General features: G+C 37.0%; 20 protein-coding genes and 2 tRNA genes. 14 read left to right on the plus strand and 8 right to left on the minus strand.

All coding sequences use genetic code 11. The features are described 5' to 3' along the window. Window positions 1-222: 222 nt before the first annotated feature. Genes ACSHZO_RS08655 through ACSHZO_RS08665 form a run of 3 tightly spaced genes read left to right on the plus strand, consistent with a single transcriptional unit; the run spans window position 223 to window position 3,432 of the window. Window positions 223-849, plus strand: coding sequence for a lipid-A-disaccharide synthase N-terminal domain-containing protein (locus ACSHZO_RS08655; protein ID WP_298247070.1), 627 nt, complete (start codon window positions 223-225; stop codon window positions 847-849). Next, window positions 833-2,449 (plus strand): ArnT family glycosyltransferase, encoded by a 1,617-nt coding sequence (locus ACSHZO_RS08660; protein ID WP_298247071.1) that lies wholly within the window; start codon window positions 833-835, stop codon window positions 2,447-2,449. The genes ACSHZO_RS08655 and ACSHZO_RS08660 overlap by 17 nt, the downstream gene beginning before the upstream one ends. A gap of 11 nt (window positions 2,450-2,460) precedes the next feature. Next, window positions 2,461-3,432: a type I phosphomannose isomerase catalytic subunit gene (locus ACSHZO_RS08665; RefSeq protein ID WP_298247072.1), complete on the plus strand. Its 972-nt coding sequence runs from the start codon at window positions 2,461-2,463 to the stop codon at window positions 3,430-3,432. A gap of 21 nt (window positions 3,433-3,453) precedes the next feature. Here the strand turns inward: ACSHZO_RS08665 and mgrA are convergent, their stop codons facing one another. Both mgrA and ACSHZO_RS08675 read right to left on the minus strand, forming a co-directional pair. After that, the gene (gene mgrA, locus ACSHZO_RS08670) at window positions 3,454-4,449 is read right to left on the minus strand and encodes an L-glyceraldehyde 3-phosphate reductase (RefSeq protein WP_298247073.1); all 996 of its coding nucleotides are present in this window, start codon (window positions 4,447-4,449) and stop codon (window positions 3,454-3,456) included. A gap of 60 nt (window positions 4,450-4,509) precedes the next feature. Beyond that, window positions 4,510-4,968 carry a hypothetical protein gene (locus ACSHZO_RS08675; protein WP_298247074.1) on the minus strand — a complete coding sequence of 153 codons (459 nt, stop codon included), beginning with the start codon at window positions 4,966-4,968 and terminating at the stop codon, window positions 4,510-4,512. Between the two features lie 308 nt (window positions 4,969-5,276). Between ACSHZO_RS08675 and ACSHZO_RS08680 the strand changes: the two genes are divergently transcribed. Together ACSHZO_RS08680 and ACSHZO_RS08685 are read left to right on the plus strand one after the other, a co-directional pair. Beyond that, on the plus strand, window positions 5,277-5,504 hold the full coding sequence (locus tag ACSHZO_RS08680) for a hypothetical protein (protein WP_298247075.1): 228 nt from the start codon (window positions 5,277-5,279) through the stop codon (window positions 5,502-5,504). Window positions 5,505-5,641: 137 nt separating this feature from the next. Next, window positions 5,642-6,427, plus strand: a complete 786-nt coding sequence (locus ACSHZO_RS08685; protein ID WP_298247076.1) for a DUF1206 domain-containing protein — start codon at window positions 5,642-5,644, stop codon at window positions 6,425-6,427. Window positions 6,428-6,816: 389 nt separating this feature from the next. Here the strand turns inward: ACSHZO_RS08685 and ACSHZO_RS08690 are convergent, their stop codons facing one another. Beyond that, window positions 6,817-6,960, minus strand: a complete 144-nt coding sequence (locus ACSHZO_RS08690) for a hypothetical protein (protein WP_298247077.1) — start codon at window positions 6,958-6,960, stop codon at window positions 6,817-6,819. A 519-nt stretch (window positions 6,961-7,479) separates the two neighbouring features. On the opposite strand from ACSHZO_RS08690, the gene ACSHZO_RS08695 reads away from it, so the two are divergent. Next, window positions 7,480-8,418 carry a hypothetical protein gene (locus ACSHZO_RS08695; protein WP_298247078.1) on the plus strand — a complete coding sequence of 313 codons (939 nt, stop codon included), beginning with the start codon at window positions 7,480-7,482 and terminating at the stop codon, window positions 8,416-8,418. A gap of 80 nt (window positions 8,419-8,498) precedes the next feature. Here ACSHZO_RS08695 and ACSHZO_RS08700 read toward each other — a convergent pair whose 3' ends face one another. From ACSHZO_RS08700 to ACSHZO_RS08720, 5 genes are all read right to left on the minus strand, one after another. Next, on the minus strand, window positions 8,499-8,798 hold the full coding sequence (locus tag ACSHZO_RS08700) for a hypothetical protein (RefSeq protein ID WP_298247079.1): 300 nt from the start codon (window positions 8,796-8,798) through the stop codon (window positions 8,499-8,501). Beyond that, a complete protein-coding gene (locus tag ACSHZO_RS08705; RefSeq protein WP_366878122.1) occupies window positions 8,776-8,937 on the minus strand; it encodes an Arm DNA-binding domain-containing protein in 162 nt (53 codons plus the stop codon). The genes ACSHZO_RS08700 and ACSHZO_RS08705 overlap by 23 nt, the downstream gene beginning before the upstream one ends. Window positions 8,938-9,127: 190 nt before the next feature. Next, window positions 9,128-9,205: transfer RNA gene (locus ACSHZO_RS08710), tRNA-Pro, on the minus strand. Window positions 9,206-9,332: 127 nt separating this feature from the next. Next, a tRNA-Ser gene (locus ACSHZO_RS08715) sits at window positions 9,333-9,417 on the minus strand. Between the two features lie 162 nt (window positions 9,418-9,579). Continuing rightward, the gene (locus ACSHZO_RS08720) at window positions 9,580-10,812 is read right to left on the minus strand and encodes an NAD(P)/FAD-dependent oxidoreductase (protein WP_298247080.1); all 1,233 of its coding nucleotides are present in this window, start codon (window positions 10,810-10,812) and stop codon (window positions 9,580-9,582) included. 358 nt (window positions 10,813-11,170) lie between these two features. Here ACSHZO_RS08720 and ACSHZO_RS08725 point away from each other — a divergent pair, with 358 nt between their 5' ends. Genes ACSHZO_RS08725 through ACSHZO_RS08760 form a run of 8 tightly spaced genes read left to right on the plus strand, consistent with a single transcriptional unit; the run spans window position 11,171 to window position 17,177 of the window. Beyond that, entirely contained in the window at window positions 11,171-12,706 is a 1,536-nt protein-coding gene (locus tag ACSHZO_RS08725; RefSeq protein WP_298247275.1) for an HAL/PAL/TAL family ammonia-lyase, read from the plus strand. Then, entirely contained in the window at window positions 12,699-13,439 is a 741-nt protein-coding gene (fabG, locus tag ACSHZO_RS08730) for a 3-oxoacyl-ACP reductase FabG (RefSeq protein WP_295181624.1), read from the plus strand. Before ACSHZO_RS08725 ends, fabG begins: the two co-directional genes overlap by 8 nt. 2 nt (window positions 13,440-13,441) lie before the next feature. Further along, the gene (locus ACSHZO_RS08735; RefSeq protein ID WP_298247081.1) at window positions 13,442-14,320 is read left to right on the plus strand and encodes a lipid A biosynthesis acyltransferase; all 879 of its coding nucleotides are present in this window, start codon (window positions 13,442-13,444) and stop codon (window positions 14,318-14,320) included. 2 nt (window positions 14,321-14,322) lie between these two features. After that, window positions 14,323-14,772 (plus strand): hypothetical protein, encoded by a 450-nt coding sequence (locus ACSHZO_RS08740; protein ID WP_298247082.1) that lies wholly within the window; start codon window positions 14,323-14,325, stop codon window positions 14,770-14,772. After that, window positions 14,772-15,185, plus strand: a complete 414-nt coding sequence (locus ACSHZO_RS08745; RefSeq protein WP_298247083.1) for an acyl-CoA thioesterase — start codon at window positions 14,772-14,774, stop codon at window positions 15,183-15,185. The genes ACSHZO_RS08740 and ACSHZO_RS08745 overlap by 1 nt, the downstream gene beginning before the upstream one ends. A 1-nt stretch (window position 15,186) precedes the next feature. After that, complete coding sequence (locus tag ACSHZO_RS08750; protein WP_298247084.1) at window positions 15,187-16,332, plus strand: beta-ketoacyl synthase N-terminal-like domain-containing protein; 1,146 nt, start codon at window positions 15,187-15,189, stop codon at window positions 16,330-16,332. Further along, window positions 16,325-16,927, plus strand: a complete 603-nt coding sequence (locus ACSHZO_RS08755; protein WP_298247085.1) for a 3-oxoacyl-ACP synthase — start codon at window positions 16,325-16,327, stop codon at window positions 16,925-16,927. Before ACSHZO_RS08750 ends, ACSHZO_RS08755 begins: the two co-directional genes overlap by 8 nt. Continuing rightward, on the plus strand, window positions 16,920-17,177 hold the full coding sequence (locus tag ACSHZO_RS08760; RefSeq protein ID WP_298247086.1) for a phosphopantetheine-binding protein: 258 nt from the start codon (window positions 16,920-16,922) through the stop codon (window positions 17,175-17,177). Before ACSHZO_RS08755 ends, ACSHZO_RS08760 begins: the two co-directional genes overlap by 8 nt. The last annotated feature ends 2 nt before the right edge of the window (window positions 17,178-17,179 follow it).

Genomic DNA, 17,179 nt, shown 5'->3' on the forward strand with positions numbered 1-17,179 from the left:
ATTGGGTATTCAAAAATAATTTGATAATTTAATTGAAATCTGAGCTACTAGCACTTTTAGTTGAAGTATGAGAAAAAATCGGTAAGAGGTAAAAAAACTATAATTCGAATATTATTTTACATTTGTGGTATCGACCAGAAATATTCCAGAACATTCATCAAACTACAATTTACCATTGCACACCAACTCAAATAATTTCCTAAAATCGCGATATACAGAAGTATGAACGATTGGATAATTTATCTTATAGGCTTTATCGCTCAACTACTTTTTTCAGGCAGGATGATCGCACAATGGCTGCTTTCAGAAAAGAATAAACGGGTGGTCACACCTCAATTTTTCTGGCATATTAGCTTGCTCGCATCATTCTTGTTATTTATTTATGGATACCTACGGGACGATTTTGCCATTATGCTTGGGCAAACGCTTACTTATTTTATATACATCAGGAATTTGCAGTTACAGGGAGACTGGAACAAAATAAATAGGGTTGTAAGAGTTTTTCTCTGGATATTTCCTTTGTTCGTGGTGATCTATGGGTTTAACAACAATCAGTATGACGCTGCAGCTTTATTTAGAAATGTGGATATTCCTATGTGGTTACTGGTCGTCGGGACTGCAGGACAGCTTATTTTCACCCTTAGGTTTATCTATCAATGGGCTTATTCTGAAAGAAGAAAATCTTCTTCCTTACCACTTGGCTTCTGGATTCTTAGCATGCTGGGATCATCTTTGATCATCTACTATGCAATCCTTCGAGAAGACCCTGTCTTACTTGCAGGTCATAGTTTTGGTGTTATTATGTATCTTAGAAATATCTATATTCAGAAGAATGAAGTTAAAGGATAATTACTTTCTGCTTTTACTATTTGTTTGCTTCGCGATATTCTTTGTGAATCTCGATGCCATTTTTGTAAATATCATGGAAGCTAGAAATTTTGCTACGGCCCGGGAAATGATTAATCTTGATCACTGGATCTTCACAACCCTGAATAATGAACCACGCTACGAGAAACCGCCTTTACCTACTTGGCTAACTGCGGTATCCATGATGTTATTTGGAATGAAGAACCTGGTCGCCGCAAGATTACCAGCCGCTGTCATGGGCAGCATCGTAAGTATTTTTCTTTATAGACTTGGCCTCAAATTCACTAATAATAGTAAGTACGCATTCATTAGCGGACTTATAGGCGCTACCAGTTTCTATATACTCTTTTCAGGAAGGGATGGCCAGTGGGACATTCATACTCATGGCTGGATGATCATGGCGATATACTTTCTGTTCCAGATCTTTCAGGATACAGGAAATTCCATGAAAAACGCTGTTTTAAGCGGAATCTTTATTGGATGTTCTTTTCTGAGTAAAGGTCCGGTATCCATGTATGCGCTGCTATTGCCATTTTTAATCTCCTTTGGTTTAGTATATCGCTACAAAAGTTTGAAACATTACTGGAAACCAGTACTGCTAACATTTAGTATCGCATTGATTATTAGTGCTTCCTGGGCCATCTATGTATATCTTCTGGACACCAGTGCCGTTTCTAAGATCACTGAAAAAGAAACCGGTCGCTGGCTGGATTATAATGTAAGACCGTTTTATTATTACTGGAGTTTTGTGATCCAGAGTGGTATCTGGACAATTCCCAGTTTTGTGGCTCTTTTGTATCCATACCTCAAGAATAAAGTTTTTGATAAGAAAGCTTATACGTTTACCCTCATCTGGACTCTTTGCGCAGTAGTGCTTCTATCTATCATTCCAGAGAAAAAGTCCAGGTATTTACTTCCAGTGATGCTTCCAATGGCTTTGAATACAGCATTCTATATAGAGTATTTATTCCGCAGGTTCGATATGATTCCGAAGAAAGAATCCTGGATTGTATATTTCAATTTCGGACTAATTGCGTTGATCGGAATCTCATTTCCACTCGCAGGGTATCTATATTTTGGGGATCGGGTTCAGAATTTCCTGGGCTGGTATATTACGACCTCAGTTCTCCTGTTCACCATAGGAGTTATGATTTTATGGTACTTAAAGAATAGAAAGATCAAACCAGTTTTTTATCTTACGGTATGGTTTATTATTAGTGTTATATTCTTTGGTTTACCTATAGCTTCGAAAATTGAAAAGAATCCATCATATGAAAGTATTACCATTGTCGATGTTTACAGGGAACGAATGGACGTTAAAGTTTATGAGTTTCGGGGTTTTACTCCGGAAATGATTTGGGAATATGGCCAGCCAATAGAAATTCTGTATGATGGTGAAAATTATAAAATACCGGAAGAATCTCACTTTTTGCTGTTGGCTACGGAAGAGGAAAAAGAAGAAGTGATCGAAACTTTTGAAGGGTATACTATTGAAAAGATCGAAGAGATCGATATGAATCCTGTTGGAAATAAACACAAGGAACGTTTATACAGAGATCTTTACAAAATTGACAAATTTTAAATAATTCAGACATGGTTGATTATCCAATTAAATTCAGACCAATACTTCAGGAAAAAATATGGGGCGGGAATAAGCTTCGTGATATTTTGAATAAAACGACCGATAAGGAAAACGTTGGGGAGAGCTGGGAGATTTCCGGGGTAAAAGACTTTATTTCTGAAGTTAGTAATGGTTCAGAAAAAGGACAGAAACTAACAGATCTTATTAAGAAGTATAAAGCAGATCTAATGGGGGAGGAGATCTATAAAAGGTTTGGAGATGATTTTCCGCTGCTTATTAAGTTTATTGATGCAAAGACAGATCTTTCAGTTCAATTACATCCTAATGATGCATTGGCTAAGCAAAGACATGATTCATTTGGTAAAACTGAAATGTGGTATGTGATGCAGGCTGATAAAGGTTCTAAATTGAATATTGGTTTTAATAAAACAACTAATAAGGAGGAATACGTAAATCATCTCGAAAATAAGAAGATTCTAGATATTCTTAATTTTGAAGAAGTTGATAAAGGAGATTCGGTATTCATAAATACGGGGAAGGTTCATGCGATAGGAGGAGGGATCTTACTTGCTGAAATTCAGCAAACTTCAGATATTACCTATAGAATTTATGACTGGGATCGTGTAGATAAAGAGGGGAAAAGCCGTGAACTACACACAGAACTCGCGCTGGATGCTATAGACTTTGAGAAGAAAGATGATTACAAGCTGGAATATGATCATATAGATAATCAATCTTCAGAAATTGCCAGCTGTGAGTACTTTACTACAAACTATCTTCCTGTAAAAGGTAAAGTCAAAAAGAACCTTTCTAACCTGGATTCGTTTGTCATCTATATGTGTGTTTCAGGTAAAGCTCAAATTACAATTGGTTCCAATTCCGAAGAGATTAATGCGGGAGAATCGGTATTAATCCCAGCAAACACAAATGAGGTTGAGATTTCTGCTGAAAATACAGAACTTCTGGAAGTTTATATAAAATAGATTCCAGAAGTTCTGAAAAATTCAAAAATTGAGAATACTGTCTATTTTCTTAAGTTCTTCTGAGCTAAAATGAATGTTCCTGATAGCTTTCAGGTTGTCTTCTAACTGAGATTTTCTGCTTACCCCAACTAAGACAGACGTTACTCTTTGATCTTTTAATAGCCATGCTACGGCCATTTGCGCAAGGCTTTGTTCGCGTTTTTCAGCTAACTCGTTCAGCTCCTGAATTTGTGAAACCACTTCATCTGTAATTTGTGCTTTATCCAGATAACTACCTTCTGTAGCAGCTCGAGAATCCTTCGGAATACCATTGAGATATTTACCAGTTAGAATGCCTTGTTCAAGAGGAGAAAAAACGATACTTCCAAGTCCGTTTTCTTCCAGCGTATCCATTAGTCCGTTTTCAACCCAGCGATCAATCATGTTGTAACGGGGCTGGTGAATTATAAAAGGTGTTTTCAGATCCTTCAGAATCTTGGCAGCTTTGGCTGTGTCTTCAGCATTATATTGTGAAATACCAACATACAAAGCTTTTCCATCTCTTACGATTTGGTCCAAAGCGCCCATTGTTTCTTCTAGAGGTGTTTCCGGGTCTGGTCTGTGATGATAAAAGATATCTACATAATCAAGACCCATTCTTTGCAGGGATTGATCCAAACTCGCGATCAGGTACTTTCTGGAACCAAAATTTCCATAAGGTCCGGGCCACATATCCCATCCGGCTTTGGAAGATATGACGAGCTCATCTCTATATTGCTTGAAATCCTGCTTAAAGAACTTTCCGAAGTTACTTTCTGCAGAACCGTATGGCGGGCCATAATTGTTAGCCAGATCAAAATGCGTAATTCCATTATCGAATGCGGTATGGAGGATCTCCCGCGCATTGTCCTGGTCATCATTATCTCCGAAATTATGCCAGAGACCCAAGGAAAGTAAAGGCAACTTTAAACCACTTTTACCACATCTTCGATACTCCATAGTATCATACCTGGAGTCTGCTGCTTTATAATTACTCATATTATGATTTTCCCGGCAATTTAGAAATTATCGGGGCAACCCTAAACTTTAAGGAGCTAATTAATTTCTGGCAAAAGATAGGTATCCGGAATTTCCTTCAGCATTTTCTTCCAGCTTTAAGTTAATCTCAGATCCATTAGCCGAGATAACATCATAAGCATTGGTGAGATCTCCCAGTTTTCCATTAGGAGTGAAAAAGATCATGAAATCAAGATCATTGGATGGGTCAAATTCTGTCCCGTTATCATTGGAAACTCTCCAGGTTCCATTAAAAGATCCCAGGTTGGAATCTGCAACCAGTTCATTCGAACTTTGGAATATAAATGTATAATTTTCAAGATCATCGGTCTTATTCTGACCATTTTCAGTAAAACTGGTAATTCGCCATTCAGAATCCAGTAAGATCTCATATAAAGCAATCATTTCAGTTTCTAACAATTCCATGTCATCATTGTCTGTGTCGCAGGAGACGATAAAAGACATAACGAAAATTACTAACAAACAGTTCAATCTTTTCATAGGGTTGGGATTTTTTTGTTCGGTTTAAACGTAAAGTTATAAAGAGAAATAGAATAAATTAAGAAATATTTAAGAATTAACATTTATAGTCAATTACTACTTTTTCAGCTAAATAGAATTCAAATCTTTCAGAAGGTTGAAAATATTATGTATTCAGTAATAATAAGAGGATACCGGATTTGCTTCGAAGTTTAGTCTAATTCGTGAGGGTAGTTAATCTTAACAAAGCCTTAGGCTAAAGGATACTACTTGTACCCTAATTTTGCCCTTTAGATTTCGAATCAGTTAAAGCAAATTTATTAAAGACGATGAACCTGGTTAATATTTCCAAAGAAGAGAATTGTTATAAAATCAAAAGTGTCAAATATGTAAAGGTATTTGGGACGACTTTGTATAGTTATGACAAAATATTCGTGAAGCAAACTGAATCCAATCAATGGATAAATAAGAACACAAATAAAGAGGCTACACAAGCTGAATCTTTAAAATTAGATAAATGGTTGAAAGACCACCAAAAGTTTATTGAAAAAGGCTGATTTCAGAACTTTAATGACGAAGGCTCAAGTCCTTAGGTTGAATTAAGCTAAAATTAGCCTAAAGTTTGAGGGTTTGTTTAGTCATACGTTCAATTTCCGATAACTTTAAAAATGATTAACCAATCAAATTAATTAAAATGAGTAGTAAGAAAAAGAATTTTGCTCGGTTTGGAATGGCTGCGAAAGGTGCAGTTTATTGCCTAATTGGAGTATTAACAGCAATGGCCGCATTTGGCCAGGGCGGGCAAAAATCGGGGAGTAAAGGTGCATTGCAATATTTAGCACAACAGTCATATGGACAGGTTTTACTTGTAATTATGGGAATTGGACTTCTTGGATATGTATTCTGGAGAATGTATCAGGTATTTTATAACCCAGGAGAATTTGAAGATAATCTAAAGGGTTATGGAAAGCGGATAGGGTATTTTATTAGCGGACTCATCTACGGTGGTTTGGCTTATTATTCTTTCAAATTAGCTTTTGGTAGCAGTAGTTCAGGTGGTTCTGGCGGAATGATGGGTGGTATCATGTCTGGATCTAATGGTGACACCATTGCCATTATTATTGGTATAGGTATGGCGATAAAGGCTATCTATGACTTGTATCGGGCTTATTCTGGAAAATTTCGTGAAGAAGTGGAAGAAGCAGGAATGGATCAAAAAGAACGGAAGTTGCTTATTAATGCCGGTAAATTTGGGCATACTGCCAGAGGATTAGTATTGGGGCTTATGGCTTATTTAACGTTGAAGTCTGGACTTTCTAGCGGTAGCAATGTTAAAACTCAAACCGATGCATTTAGTTATATACAGGCAGAATTTGGGTCTATTGCACTAGGTATCGTAGCAATAGGTCTAGTTGGATATGGAGTTTACATGCTAATAAAAGCGAAATATCCATCTATTACTATAGCCAGTCTTAGATAGTAACGATATTAGATATAACAGAAGCCTGCTAATTCAGCGGGCTTTTTTTATGCACTCATTTTTTTGAAGCTTGTGTGAATCTGACCAACGACTAACTATTTGTAAGTTTTTCTAGGATAGTAAATGATGCTTATAGTGTATGGTTATAATGATATCTAAAAATGATTACTTGACTGAAGGATATGTATGAGCTTAAGGATCAATATCTATTAAATACCTAAAAATTCCAGGTGTTTGATTTCGTGATACCTCAAACAGGCTTTGATGCATTCTTTTAATTCATAGATAGGTATTTCCTGATCTAATTTAAAAATGATAGCTCTGTTTCCTTCGAATCTTAATTTTGGTTCGTACAATAATCGAAAAGTTTCAATCAACCTGCTGGAGCACTAAAAGTAGAGTGCGTATTGTTCGGGATTTTTTGATTTCCAGTCTATTCTTAGCGTACTTCCAATATTACTTCGGAATGCGGGTTCGCTCCATTTTAAACCAAGATCGAGTTTGTCAACACCTTGAGATTCCTTAGCTTTCACTTCAGGTTAGCTTGGGTAATATAAGCTTCTAAATTAACTATTTTATTAATTAGAGCTGCTGAAAATAAATTAGCTAACCAGTCTTTACTGAAATTTTCAATTGCTAAGATTAGATCATCTTGTTCTGAAGGAATATTGGATTATTACAAAAGAGCAATTGTTATAAAATGCTTGTAAGGTATAATGATCTATCAGATCCTGAATAAAACGAGGCTAGAATAGGCACAGAAGAAACCAATAATAAAAAAAGCCTGTCAATCAAAAGATTAACAGGCTTTGGTCGGGGTGGCAGCATACATAATTATTCCTTGTTAATTGTGATATTTAACCGAATCATTTATGAATTATAGAAGCGTTTAAGTTTAATACTTGATCTAGATGTTAAAGTTTTAATTTAATTCATTGGTTTTTAGATCACAAAAAATATCATACCGGCTATGCGTAAAAACTTTTGGGTATATCTAAAAATGTTACAATTATTTACTTTTTATTTGAGAAAATTTTAAAACCCAAATTATCATGAGAAAAATTACCATTTATTGCGGATTTCTATTAATCGCAATTGGCTGTTCAAAAAGTCCTGTTTCCGAGGACTTAGCAACAAATCAAGAGAGTTCCTCTGAAATTTCAAAACCAATTAAAGAATTCAAAGATTGGGAGGATTTCCAAAAAACTTACCATGCTTATAATAGTATGCCTACCGATGATTTAAGGATGATGAGTCAATTTTCGCTTGATCGTGAATTGCCTGTATCTTTTGCTGTTAAAGCCATTTTAAATGAGGACCTAGAATTTATTGTTGATAATGAATTGGTATGGTACTCTGAAGGCAGCCTTTTAGTTCTTGATCAAGACCAACCTATTGACTACCAAAAGCAAAATGCGTCTGATTTAAATCGTATAGGTGAAATTAGAGAGAGTAGCGGTGTAGGCAAAGAGCCTAGTTCAGATCAAACAAAAATCACTATGGATTTAAATGATGTGGACTCAAGATATCAAAAACAAATTCATCGATACGATTATGTTGATCAATGTGGCCAGGGCGTTCATTATGGACCAAAAAGTAAAGACTTTAAATATGTCTATGAAGTAAAAACTGAGAGCGTCAGTTATGGTTATCAATATACTCATACATTGTTTTTCAATATTAAGCTGGAATATAATGCGAGATCAGGTCGGTGGACTAGCGCAGGAGAAAGACGGAAAATCACGATTGATGTCACAGATTATTCCTCTTTAGTATCCGGTGGTGGATATGTTTATACAGGAGGATCAATTAAAAGTATAAATAAAACTTTGAATTGTACACAGGATCAAAGCTTCGCAATCAGATCATACTATGACATCAAACCATTGGCTTACAATACAAAATGGAACGTTTCTCTTAAAGGTAAGGTAACACAGCAAATGATTGGAGATTCAGACGTAAATAAAATAACAACCAATCTTGATTGGTAAAATCTTAATTCAATACTAAGAAGAACGCCATTTCATTAGAAATGGCGTTCTTAATTTTTTTTTATTTGATTATATAATATTTAGAAATATTTGTTCGCAAATATATTGTAGTTGTTCTTCATAGTCCCATACTTCAGCACTTCTCTCATATGCGATGTTTGATAATTTAAAAGTTCCGATAACTTTTTAAAAGAATCATCTGCTTCCCAATAGTTGGCTTTGATCATTTCCACTTTTAAAAGCTTATTCTCATTTTGAAGCCGCCGAAAGGATTCGTAAATTTTGTGGTAGACTCTTTCCAGAGAATTATTTTCTTGAATGCTTTCCGCGTCAGAACCTCTAAGACTAATTTTGCGTTCATTCCCAGAGATTTGAAGCAATTCTAAGTTGTAAACTTAAATCTATTCGCTCACCATTCAGGCTAATTCTTGCATAAAAGGGAGCTTGGTCATTTTTAGCTTTACTGGATTTTGGAATGAAGACGAGCCCAAAGGCCACCGAATTTCTCATAATAATCATTTTCAAAGTTAAACAAAATGCGTGAAAACTAAAGTCAAATCAATTGTTCGATTATTCAGTCCGAAATTTAAGAGGTCTCCGAATCGGACTTGATATATTATTTAAAATTAAATTCTATTAGTGCCCAAAAACAAGAAAACCTTGTTAATCATACGATTAACAAGGTTTTAATTCCATTTGGTAATGGTCTTGGTCGGGGTGGCAGGATTCGAACCTGCGGCCTCCTGCTCCCAAAGCAGGCGCGATAACCGGGCTACGCTACACCCCGAAAAGTGAATTGTGTTTTTAGTCTTTTCCGTTCCAAACTATCCTGTAAGATATCCGGGAAGCGGAGGAATTTTATTCCAATTTTCCGGTCGAAAAGAGAATAAAAGAACCACAGACTAAAAATATAGCGGAGAGTATGAGATTCGAACTCATGCGACAATTGCTCGTCGACAGTTTAGCAAACTGCTCCATTAACCACTCTGGCAACTCTCCGTTTATTTAAGAACTTCGCAAGTAATTTTGCGGTTGCAAATCTAAGTTTTACTTACGTACCAACCAAACCTTTTTTATCTTTTTGGAAGAAAATTTAAGGTAAAATCGAGCAACTTTCCTTAAACTACTTGACTTCAATTAAATAGGCGTGAAAAAAAATTATTAAAACTTTTCTGGATATAAAAAGTTGTGCAAGTTTCTAATAGCCTTATCATGATTTCGAACAAAAGGGTTTTTATTATCCCAGACATATCCTGCAAGGACAGAACAAATTTGCATTTTAATATTTTCACTGGCATTCTCAGTGAAAAATATATCCTGTAATCTTCCTGTATACCATTCTTTTACATAGGTGGCGAATACATTAATAGCCTTTTGTATATGCTCAGTATATTCTTTATTCCAATCTATAACTTCTCCCGACAATTGCCTTGCAACTAGTTTAGCACTTAGTAATCCGCTTTCTGTCGCAAATGCAACCCCGGAAGAAAAAACCGGATCGAGAAATTCAGCGGAGTTTCCAGCCAGCGCAAAACCTTCACCATGTAAAAGCTGAACATTCTTGGATATACCAGATAGTTTTACAGGCTCAAACAAATATTCCTGCTTTGAAAATCGATCTTTGTAAAAGTCGCACTGATCCAGCATTTGCTTAAATATCCCATCCTTAGAGCCTGAAAATGTATGGAACCAGTCGTTTTCTCCCACAAACCCCAAGCTAGTAGTCCCGTTGGAAAAAGGAATATACCAGAACCAGGCACCACGTTTAATGATCTCAAAAGTAATTTGTGTTCCTTCTTTACCTTGAGGTCGGTCTTCTTCCTTAATGTGAGTGAATATGGAGGAATGATCATAAATCTTGGCGGGAGCTTCCAGTTTAAGCATTCCGGCTAAGACCCGGCCATTTCCACTGGCATCAATTATAAATTTGGAAGTGATACGACTTAGAACGGCATCTGGGTCTTTAGATTCAATATTCCAAAGCTTGCTTTCCCATTCCGCAGAAACCACTTCAGCTCCAAAATTAATCAGTACTCCTCTTTTCTGTAAGCTTTCTGCAAGTTTATGATCAAAGTCTGCTCTGGGTACCTGCCAGGTCCAGTTCCAGCCTTCCCCAAACTTTTTACTGAAATCGAATTCAACGACTTTCCCATTCTTAACGAAACGTGCGCCCGTCTTTTTCTGGTAATTTTGTTTCTGCAGGTCTTCGAGTAATCCGGCTTCAGCGAAATTATCCATACAGCGGGGAATCAAACTTTCCCCAATGGCAAACCTTGGGAAAAACTGCTTTTCCAGCACCAATACAGATACACCGGTTTTCTCCAGGTAACCTGCTGCAACCATACCAGCCGGTCCCGCACCAATAATTACAACGTCATATTCTTTTTTAACCATAATCTAAGTATACAAAGCTAATGGAAAATATGCTTTAGTTGAATTCACCTCGATAAAAAGCTCTGCCAGTTAAGGCAGAGCTTTCGTGAGATATAAGCAATCGATCATGCCAGTGGCAGATCTATTGGACTAATGTATCTTATTGAAATTGATTTTAATAGCCGAATTTCCAATGCTAACTGTTTAATAACTTCAGCAATACTTTGATAAAATTCTGGAGAAGTTAAGTTGACATTTATGAAATTATCAATACTTATAATTTATTACCCGGTTCATGCTATATCCCGCTTTCCCGCTAAAAATATTACATTTGTCCAGAGCGAAATCTTTATACAATCCTGAAATTAAGCAGCTACTTATGATTAACCTGGAGAAGGAACTTACACTTTCAGAATTTCAACAAGTTGTTTTTCAGAGAACAAGGGTAGAATTAGGTGTTGAAGCCAGAGACAGGATTATCCAAAGTCATCAATTTCTTGAGAAATTTTCGCGAAATAAAATCATCTACGGAGTAAATACAGGTTTTGGACCTATGGCACAGTACCGAGTTGCAGAAGAAGATTCTGTCAACCTTCAGCTAAATCTTATAAGAAGTCATGCTACAGGTGCAGGTGCTATACTTTCAGAAGTAGACGTGCGGGCGCTAATGTTAGCCAGGCTGAATACTCTTAGCTTAGGTAAATCTGGAATCGATATTTCTGTTGCTGAAGTTTTAATTCAATTGATCAATTTAGAAATCACACCTTTGATCTTTGAACATGGTGGAGTAGGAGCTTCAGGTGATCTGGTGCAATTAGCTCATCTAGCTTTGGTCCTTATTGGGGAAGGTGAAGTTTTCTACCAAGGAAAACGCAGAGATACTGAAGAAGTCTTCAGACAAAAGAATATTCGTCCAGCGAAGATCACCATTAGAGAAGGGCTGGCAATCATGAATGGAACTTCTGCGATGACCGGTCTAGGCCTTGTGAATATCGTTTACGCAAAGCAATTGCTGGACTGGTCGGTTTTTTGTTCTTCTGTGATCAATGAAATTGTAAAAGCTTATGATGATCACCTTTCCGAAGAATTAAATCAGGCAAAACTTCATAAGGGTCAGCAGCAAATCGCTAAACTTATGCGAAATCACTTGAAGGACTCCGGTCTCACCAGATCCAGAAAGGAAGAACTTTATAATACAGATCATGCAAAAACGGAGTTGTTCAAAGAAAAAGTTCAGGAATATTATAGTTTAAGATGCGTTCCACAAGTTCTTGGACCTGTGATGGATACTCTTTCACAAACGACCAAAATTTTACTGGAAGAGGTGAATTCTGCAAATGATAATCCTATTATCGACATAAAGACTGAGCAGGTTTACCATGGAGGTAATTTCCATGGTGATTATATTTCTCTGGAAATGGATAAACTTAGGCTGGTTATGACCAAAACATCCATGCTTGCGGAAAGGCAGATTAACTATTTACTGAATCCAAAACTCAATGACTTTTTACCTGCTTTTGTCAATGCGTCTAAATTAGGTCTGAATTTCGGAATGCAGGGTGCACAGTTTCCAGCGGTTTCGACTACTGCTGAAAATCAAATGCTTTCCAATTCCATGTACGTTCATAGCATACCCAATAATAATGACAATCAGGACATTGTAAGTATGGGAGCAAATTCTGCGATGATGACCCGTAAGGTGATCGACAACTGTTACGAGGTTTTAGCAACTGAAATGGCAACGATCCTTCAGGCACTTTATATACTTCAATATGATGATCGTCTATCTTCATCGACTACCTTGAAAATTGAGGATCTTAAAAAGATTTTTCCGCAGATAATAGAAGACAGGGTCCTGTATAAAGACATTCAAAATTTAAAGGGATATCTCAAAACTCATCAGGCTTATGACTAAGAAAAGATTTGCTTTGGTAACCGGCGGTTCACGCGGAATTGGAAAAGCGATTTGTCTAGCGCTGGCTAATGATCATAAACTCAATATCTTATTGAATTACAGGTCTAATGAGGAGTCGGCTCAAGCGGTCAAACGGGAAGTTGAATCATTGAATGTTATCTGTGAACTTCTTAAATTTGATGTTGCCAATGCTTCTGAAGTTTCAGAGAAGATTAGTACGTGGAAATCTGAAAATAAGGATTCAACTATTGACGTTCTGGTAAACAATGCCGGTATTAGCGACGACGGACTTTTTATTTTTATGTCTGAGAATAGCTGGAATTCGGTTTTAGATACTAGTTTGCAGGGATTTTATCATGTGACCCAGAGCGTTGTAAAGGATATGTTGAGAGCTAGAAGCGGAAGGATCATTAATATGGTTTCGCTCTCAGGTTTAAAGGGAAACGCTGGACAAGTAAATTATTCAGCAGCAAAAGGAGCTGTTATTGCAGCTACCAAAGCACTTGCACAGGAAATTGGAAAAAGGAAAGTAACGGTGAATGCAGTTGCTCCCGGATTTATTAATACTGAAATGACCGCAGATTTTGATGCTGAAAAATATAAAGAACTAATTCCTTTGAATCGATTTGGAGATCCGGAAGAGGTGGCAAATCTGGTAAGTTTTCTGGCATCTGATAGATCTTCGTATATCACCGGTGAGGTGATCAATATTAATGGCGGACTCTACTCTTAATCATGGCAACTTGGAAAGGGAAATCCCGGGGAACTTTACTTGGCTTCAGGATCTATGTAAAGATCATTAAAAGCTTCGGACTGATCGCTGCTTATTTTGTACTCCTTTTCGTTGCCGCTTATTTTATCATTTTCTCTTCTTCTTCGACCCGCAGCACCTATTATCTCTTCAGAAAAAGACTTGGGTATTCTCCCTTGAGCTCAGCATTTAATGTATATCGTAGTTATTTTACCTTCGGAAGAATACAACTCGACAGGATTGCGATCACCAATGGATTAAGAAACAAGTTTACTTTTGAATTCGATGGCGTTGAATATATAGAAGCATTGCTGAAGCAGCAGAAAGGCGGAATCCTGCTTACAGCACACATAGGCAATTTTAATCTTGCCAAGCATTTCTTTGAGGAACGACATGCAGATGCAGTTGTAAACCTTGTAGTAACCGACTTTGAACACCAACAAATCAAGCAATACCTGCAATCTGTCACTGGAGATACAGAAGTGAAAGTGATCGTGATGAAGGATGATCTAAGTCATGTATTTGCGATGAAAAAAGCACTGGATCATAATGAATTACTGGTTTTTGCGGCAGACAGGTTTATGGAGCAGTCGAGCACTATGGAAGCTAATTTTCTGGGGGAAAGGGTTAAATTTCCTGAAGGTCCTTTCAAACTTGCCGCCAGGAATAAAATTCCAGTTTTGTTTGTACACTTAATGCGGGAAAAGAATTTTCACTATCATTTTTTTGCACGTCCTTATAAAGCTAACAGCTACACGACAAAAGAAATTTTAAAATCTTATCTTGACGATCTGGAAAGAATGGTGAGAACATATCCTCACCAATGGTATAATTATTATGATTACTGGAACGATTTCAGTTAGCTATGGCAGAAAACTTATTACATCATCCAATCCGTTCAGCAGAGGAAATTTCTAATCTCATTCCTCAAAAGAAACCTTTTGTATTCGTGGACACTTTATTTGAATATACAGATCTTACTGGTGTAACTGGATTTACGGTCCCGGAAGATAGTCTCATGCTCGATCATGGTAAATTATCTGAGAGTGGTCTTATTGAACATATGGCTCAAAGTATGTCCTTACATCGTGGTTATCAGGGTTATCTTAGCGGCAATACGAAGCCAAAAACAGGTTTTATAGGTGTGATTAAAACTGTTGAAATTCTTGGGCAGCCTTTGGTTGGAGAGAGTATTACCACCTATGTGGAAATTTTGCATGAGATCATGAACGTGACCTCGGTCTCCGCCCGAACCGAAAATGACAGGGGAGAGGTGATCGCCATGTCTGAGATGAAAACGGTAACTGTTGATTAATGTCCACAAGATTAACTCATACCACAAAGCTGAAAGTAAAGTTTCATGAATGCGATCCTTTAAGAATCGTCTGGCATGGGAACTATCTTAAATATTTTGAGGAAGGTCGGGAGGATTTCTGCCATACTCTTGGTATATCTTATCTCGATGCTGAAAGAAATGGTTATTCAATACCTATAGTTTCATCAAGTTGTGAGCATAAAAAACCTTTGGCTTATGGAGATAAGTTTACGGTTGAAACAAGTTTTGAAAATGCTGCTTCAGCAAAAATGATCTTTACCTATAAGATCTTTAAGAATCAAGAATTGATCTGTACGGGGAGAACCGTACAGGTTTTTTTAGATCAAAATAATGAACTTTCGCTTATAAACCCTGAGTTCTATCAAGCCTGGAAATCAAAAATGAACTTGTAAAATGCAGCAAGTTTACTTAAAATCTGATAGCATAATATCTCCGTTGGGTTTTGGCACTATGGCCAATCTACGGGAATTGAGATTGCAAAATTCAGCTTTAAAACTTCAGAAGCCTACGTCAAAGTATCCAGCTGGTTATTATGCAGGGATGCTGGATGTAGAAATCATTGATCGCAGTTTTTCCCTGATAGGTAATTGTGATGACTACACGAAGCTGGAAAAGATGCTGATTCTTGCTATAAAGGATGTAGTCGATAAAGAGGAAAGGGTAGATTCTTTGAGTACAGGGCTGGTTATTGCCACTACTAAGGGAAACATCGATCTTTTGAACTCTAATAAATTTGCTAAAGAGCGGGTCGAACTCTGGAAAATGGCACAGGTGGTTGCAGACTTTTTCGGATTTAAAAATAAGCCCATCGTGGTATCAAATGCATGTATTTCCGGAGGTCTGGCTATCAAAACAGCCGCAGATTTTATTAAATATGGAAAGTTTAATAGTGCCATAGTAGCAGCAGGAGATCTGGTGTCAGAATTTGTATTATCTGGTTTTCAATCATTCCAGGCGATGAGTGCGAAGGCATGCAAACCTTTTGATGCCGAACGAAATGGAATTAGTCTTGGTGAAGCAGCTGCCGCAGTATTTATTGATGGGCAAACATCACAGGAACAAAATGTGAAATTCATTCATGCTGTTACTACCAATGATGCAAATCATATTTCCGGCCCTAGCAGGGATGGTGAAGGTTTGTACCAGGCAATTTCCAGATTAGAACATTTTACTGGTATTACTTCCGAAGAAATTGACGCAATTTCAGCTCATGGAACAGCGACCATCTATAATGATGAAATGGAAGCTATAGCATTTGATAGATCCAATCTCAACGATATTCCTATGCATAGCTTGAAAGGCTATTTCGGGCATACCTTGGGCGCTTCAGCCTTGATCGAATCCATTATGCTTAAACATAGCTTGCTTAAAAACGAATTGATCATTTCGAAGAATTTCGAAAGCTCAGGTGTTTCTGCATCCTTAAATATTACTACGGAAGCTACTCAGAAAGAAATTAATATGGCACTAAAAACAGCATCAGGTTTTGGAGGCTGTAATATTGCCATGCTTTTCAGGAAAACGAAAGCTCATGTCTGAAGATCAATCAATTAAGTTCATCAGGGTAAAGAACAATAGGATCACATCTTCTGAAGGATTATTGTTTAAAACAGAAGATAAATTAGAGTCCGCTAAATTGATGAGTCAGGCGTATAAGTTCTTCGGAATTAATTATTCCAAGTTCTTCAAAATGGATGGACTTAGCAAAGCAGGGTTCATTGCTGCAGAATTACTTTCAGAAAAGATCCAATTGGAGAAAAATACCGGTTTAATATTCTCAAATTCCAGTTCAAGCCTGGACACAGATCTTCGTTTTCAGGAAAGTATGCAGAATTTCGCTTCACCTTCTGTCTTTGTATATACTTTGCCGAATATTGTGCTGGGAGAAATAAGTATCAGACATTCAATTCAGTCTGAAAATGCATTTTTTATCACCGAAAAATTCGATCCGGAACTAATGCTGGATTATGCTGAAATACAACTTAAGAATTTAGCTTGCGAAAATGTGCTTTGTGGCTGGCTAAACTTGCACAATAATGAATATGATGTATTTTTGTGGCATGTCGCCGGTCTTGAAGATCTGCAATCTCAACGGGGACAGTTGCCGAAAATCTACGCTACTACACATGAGTGACCTACATACCGAGCTAAAGGAAAGCATAATAGAACAACTTAATCTGGAGGACATGGAACCTTCAGACATTGAAAATGACGACGCCCTGTTTGGAGATGGACTGGGACTTGATAGCATTGACGCATTGGAATTAATTGTGTTGCTTGAAAAAGATTACGGAATTAAGCTGACCGATCCTAACCAGGGAAAGGAAATATTTGCTTCAGTAAATACCATGGCTAGTTTTATTAAGAAACATCGTACAAAGTAAAT

This window comes from Christiangramia sp. 3-2217-3z, assembly GCF_051195275.1.
Taxonomy (GTDB): Bacteria; Bacteroidota; Bacteroidia; order Flavobacteriales; family Flavobacteriaceae; genus Christiangramia; species Christiangramia marina.

Excerpts from the sequence above, each read along its gene's own strand:
- ACSHZO_RS08705 (WP_366878122.1), bottom strand. The coding sequence starts at position 8,937 with ATGATTATTATGAGAAATTCGGTGGCCTTTGGGCTCGTCTTCATTCCA.
- ACSHZO_RS08745 (WP_298247083.1), top strand. The coding sequence starts at position 14,772 with ATGTCCACAAGATTAACTCATACCACAAAGCTGAAAGTAAAGTTTCAT.
- ACSHZO_RS08655 (WP_298247070.1), top strand. The coding sequence starts at position 223 with ATGAACGATTGGATAATTTATCTTATAGGCTTTATCGCTCAACTACTT.
- ACSHZO_RS08680 (WP_298247075.1), top strand. The coding sequence starts at position 5,277 with ATGAACCTGGTTAATATTTCCAAAGAAGAGAATTGTTATAAAATCAAA.
- ACSHZO_RS08740 (WP_298247082.1), top strand. The coding sequence starts at position 14,323 with ATGGCAGAAAACTTATTACATCATCCAATCCGTTCAGCAGAGGAAATT.
- ACSHZO_RS08695 (WP_298247078.1), top strand. The coding sequence starts at position 7,480 with ATGAGAAAAATTACCATTTATTGCGGATTTCTATTAATCGCAATTGGC.
- ACSHZO_RS08660 (WP_298247071.1), top strand. The coding sequence starts at position 833 with ATGAAGTTAAAGGATAATTACTTTCTGCTTTTACTATTTGTTTGCTTC.
- ACSHZO_RS08750 (WP_298247084.1), top strand. The coding sequence starts at position 15,187 with ATGCAGCAAGTTTACTTAAAATCTGATAGCATAATATCTCCGTTGGGT.
- ACSHZO_RS08675 (WP_298247074.1), bottom strand. The coding sequence starts at position 4,968 with ATGAAAAGATTGAACTGTTTGTTAGTAATTTTCGTTATGTCTTTTATC.
- mgrA (WP_298247073.1), bottom strand. The coding sequence starts at position 4,449 with ATGAGTAATTATAAAGCAGCAGACTCCAGGTATGATACTATGGAGTAT.
- ACSHZO_RS08665 (WP_298247072.1), top strand. The coding sequence starts at position 2,461 with ATGGTTGATTATCCAATTAAATTCAGACCAATACTTCAGGAAAAAATA.
- ACSHZO_RS08725 (WP_298247275.1), top strand. The coding sequence starts at position 11,171 with ATGATTAACCTGGAGAAGGAACTTACACTTTCAGAATTTCAACAAGTT.
- ACSHZO_RS08735 (WP_298247081.1), top strand. The coding sequence starts at position 13,442 with ATGGCAACTTGGAAAGGGAAATCCCGGGGAACTTTACTTGGCTTCAGG.
- fabG (WP_295181624.1), top strand. The coding sequence starts at position 12,699 with ATGACTAAGAAAAGATTTGCTTTGGTAACCGGCGGTTCACGCGGAATT.
- ACSHZO_RS08760 (WP_298247086.1), top strand. The coding sequence starts at position 16,920 with ATGAGTGACCTACATACCGAGCTAAAGGAAAGCATAATAGAACAACTT.
- ACSHZO_RS08755 (WP_298247085.1), top strand. The coding sequence starts at position 16,325 with ATGTCTGAAGATCAATCAATTAAGTTCATCAGGGTAAAGAACAATAGG.
- ACSHZO_RS08685 (WP_298247076.1), top strand. The coding sequence starts at position 5,642 with ATGAGTAGTAAGAAAAAGAATTTTGCTCGGTTTGGAATGGCTGCGAAA.
- ACSHZO_RS08720 (WP_298247080.1), bottom strand. The coding sequence starts at position 10,812 with ATGGTTAAAAAAGAATATGACGTTGTAATTATTGGTGCGGGACCGGCT.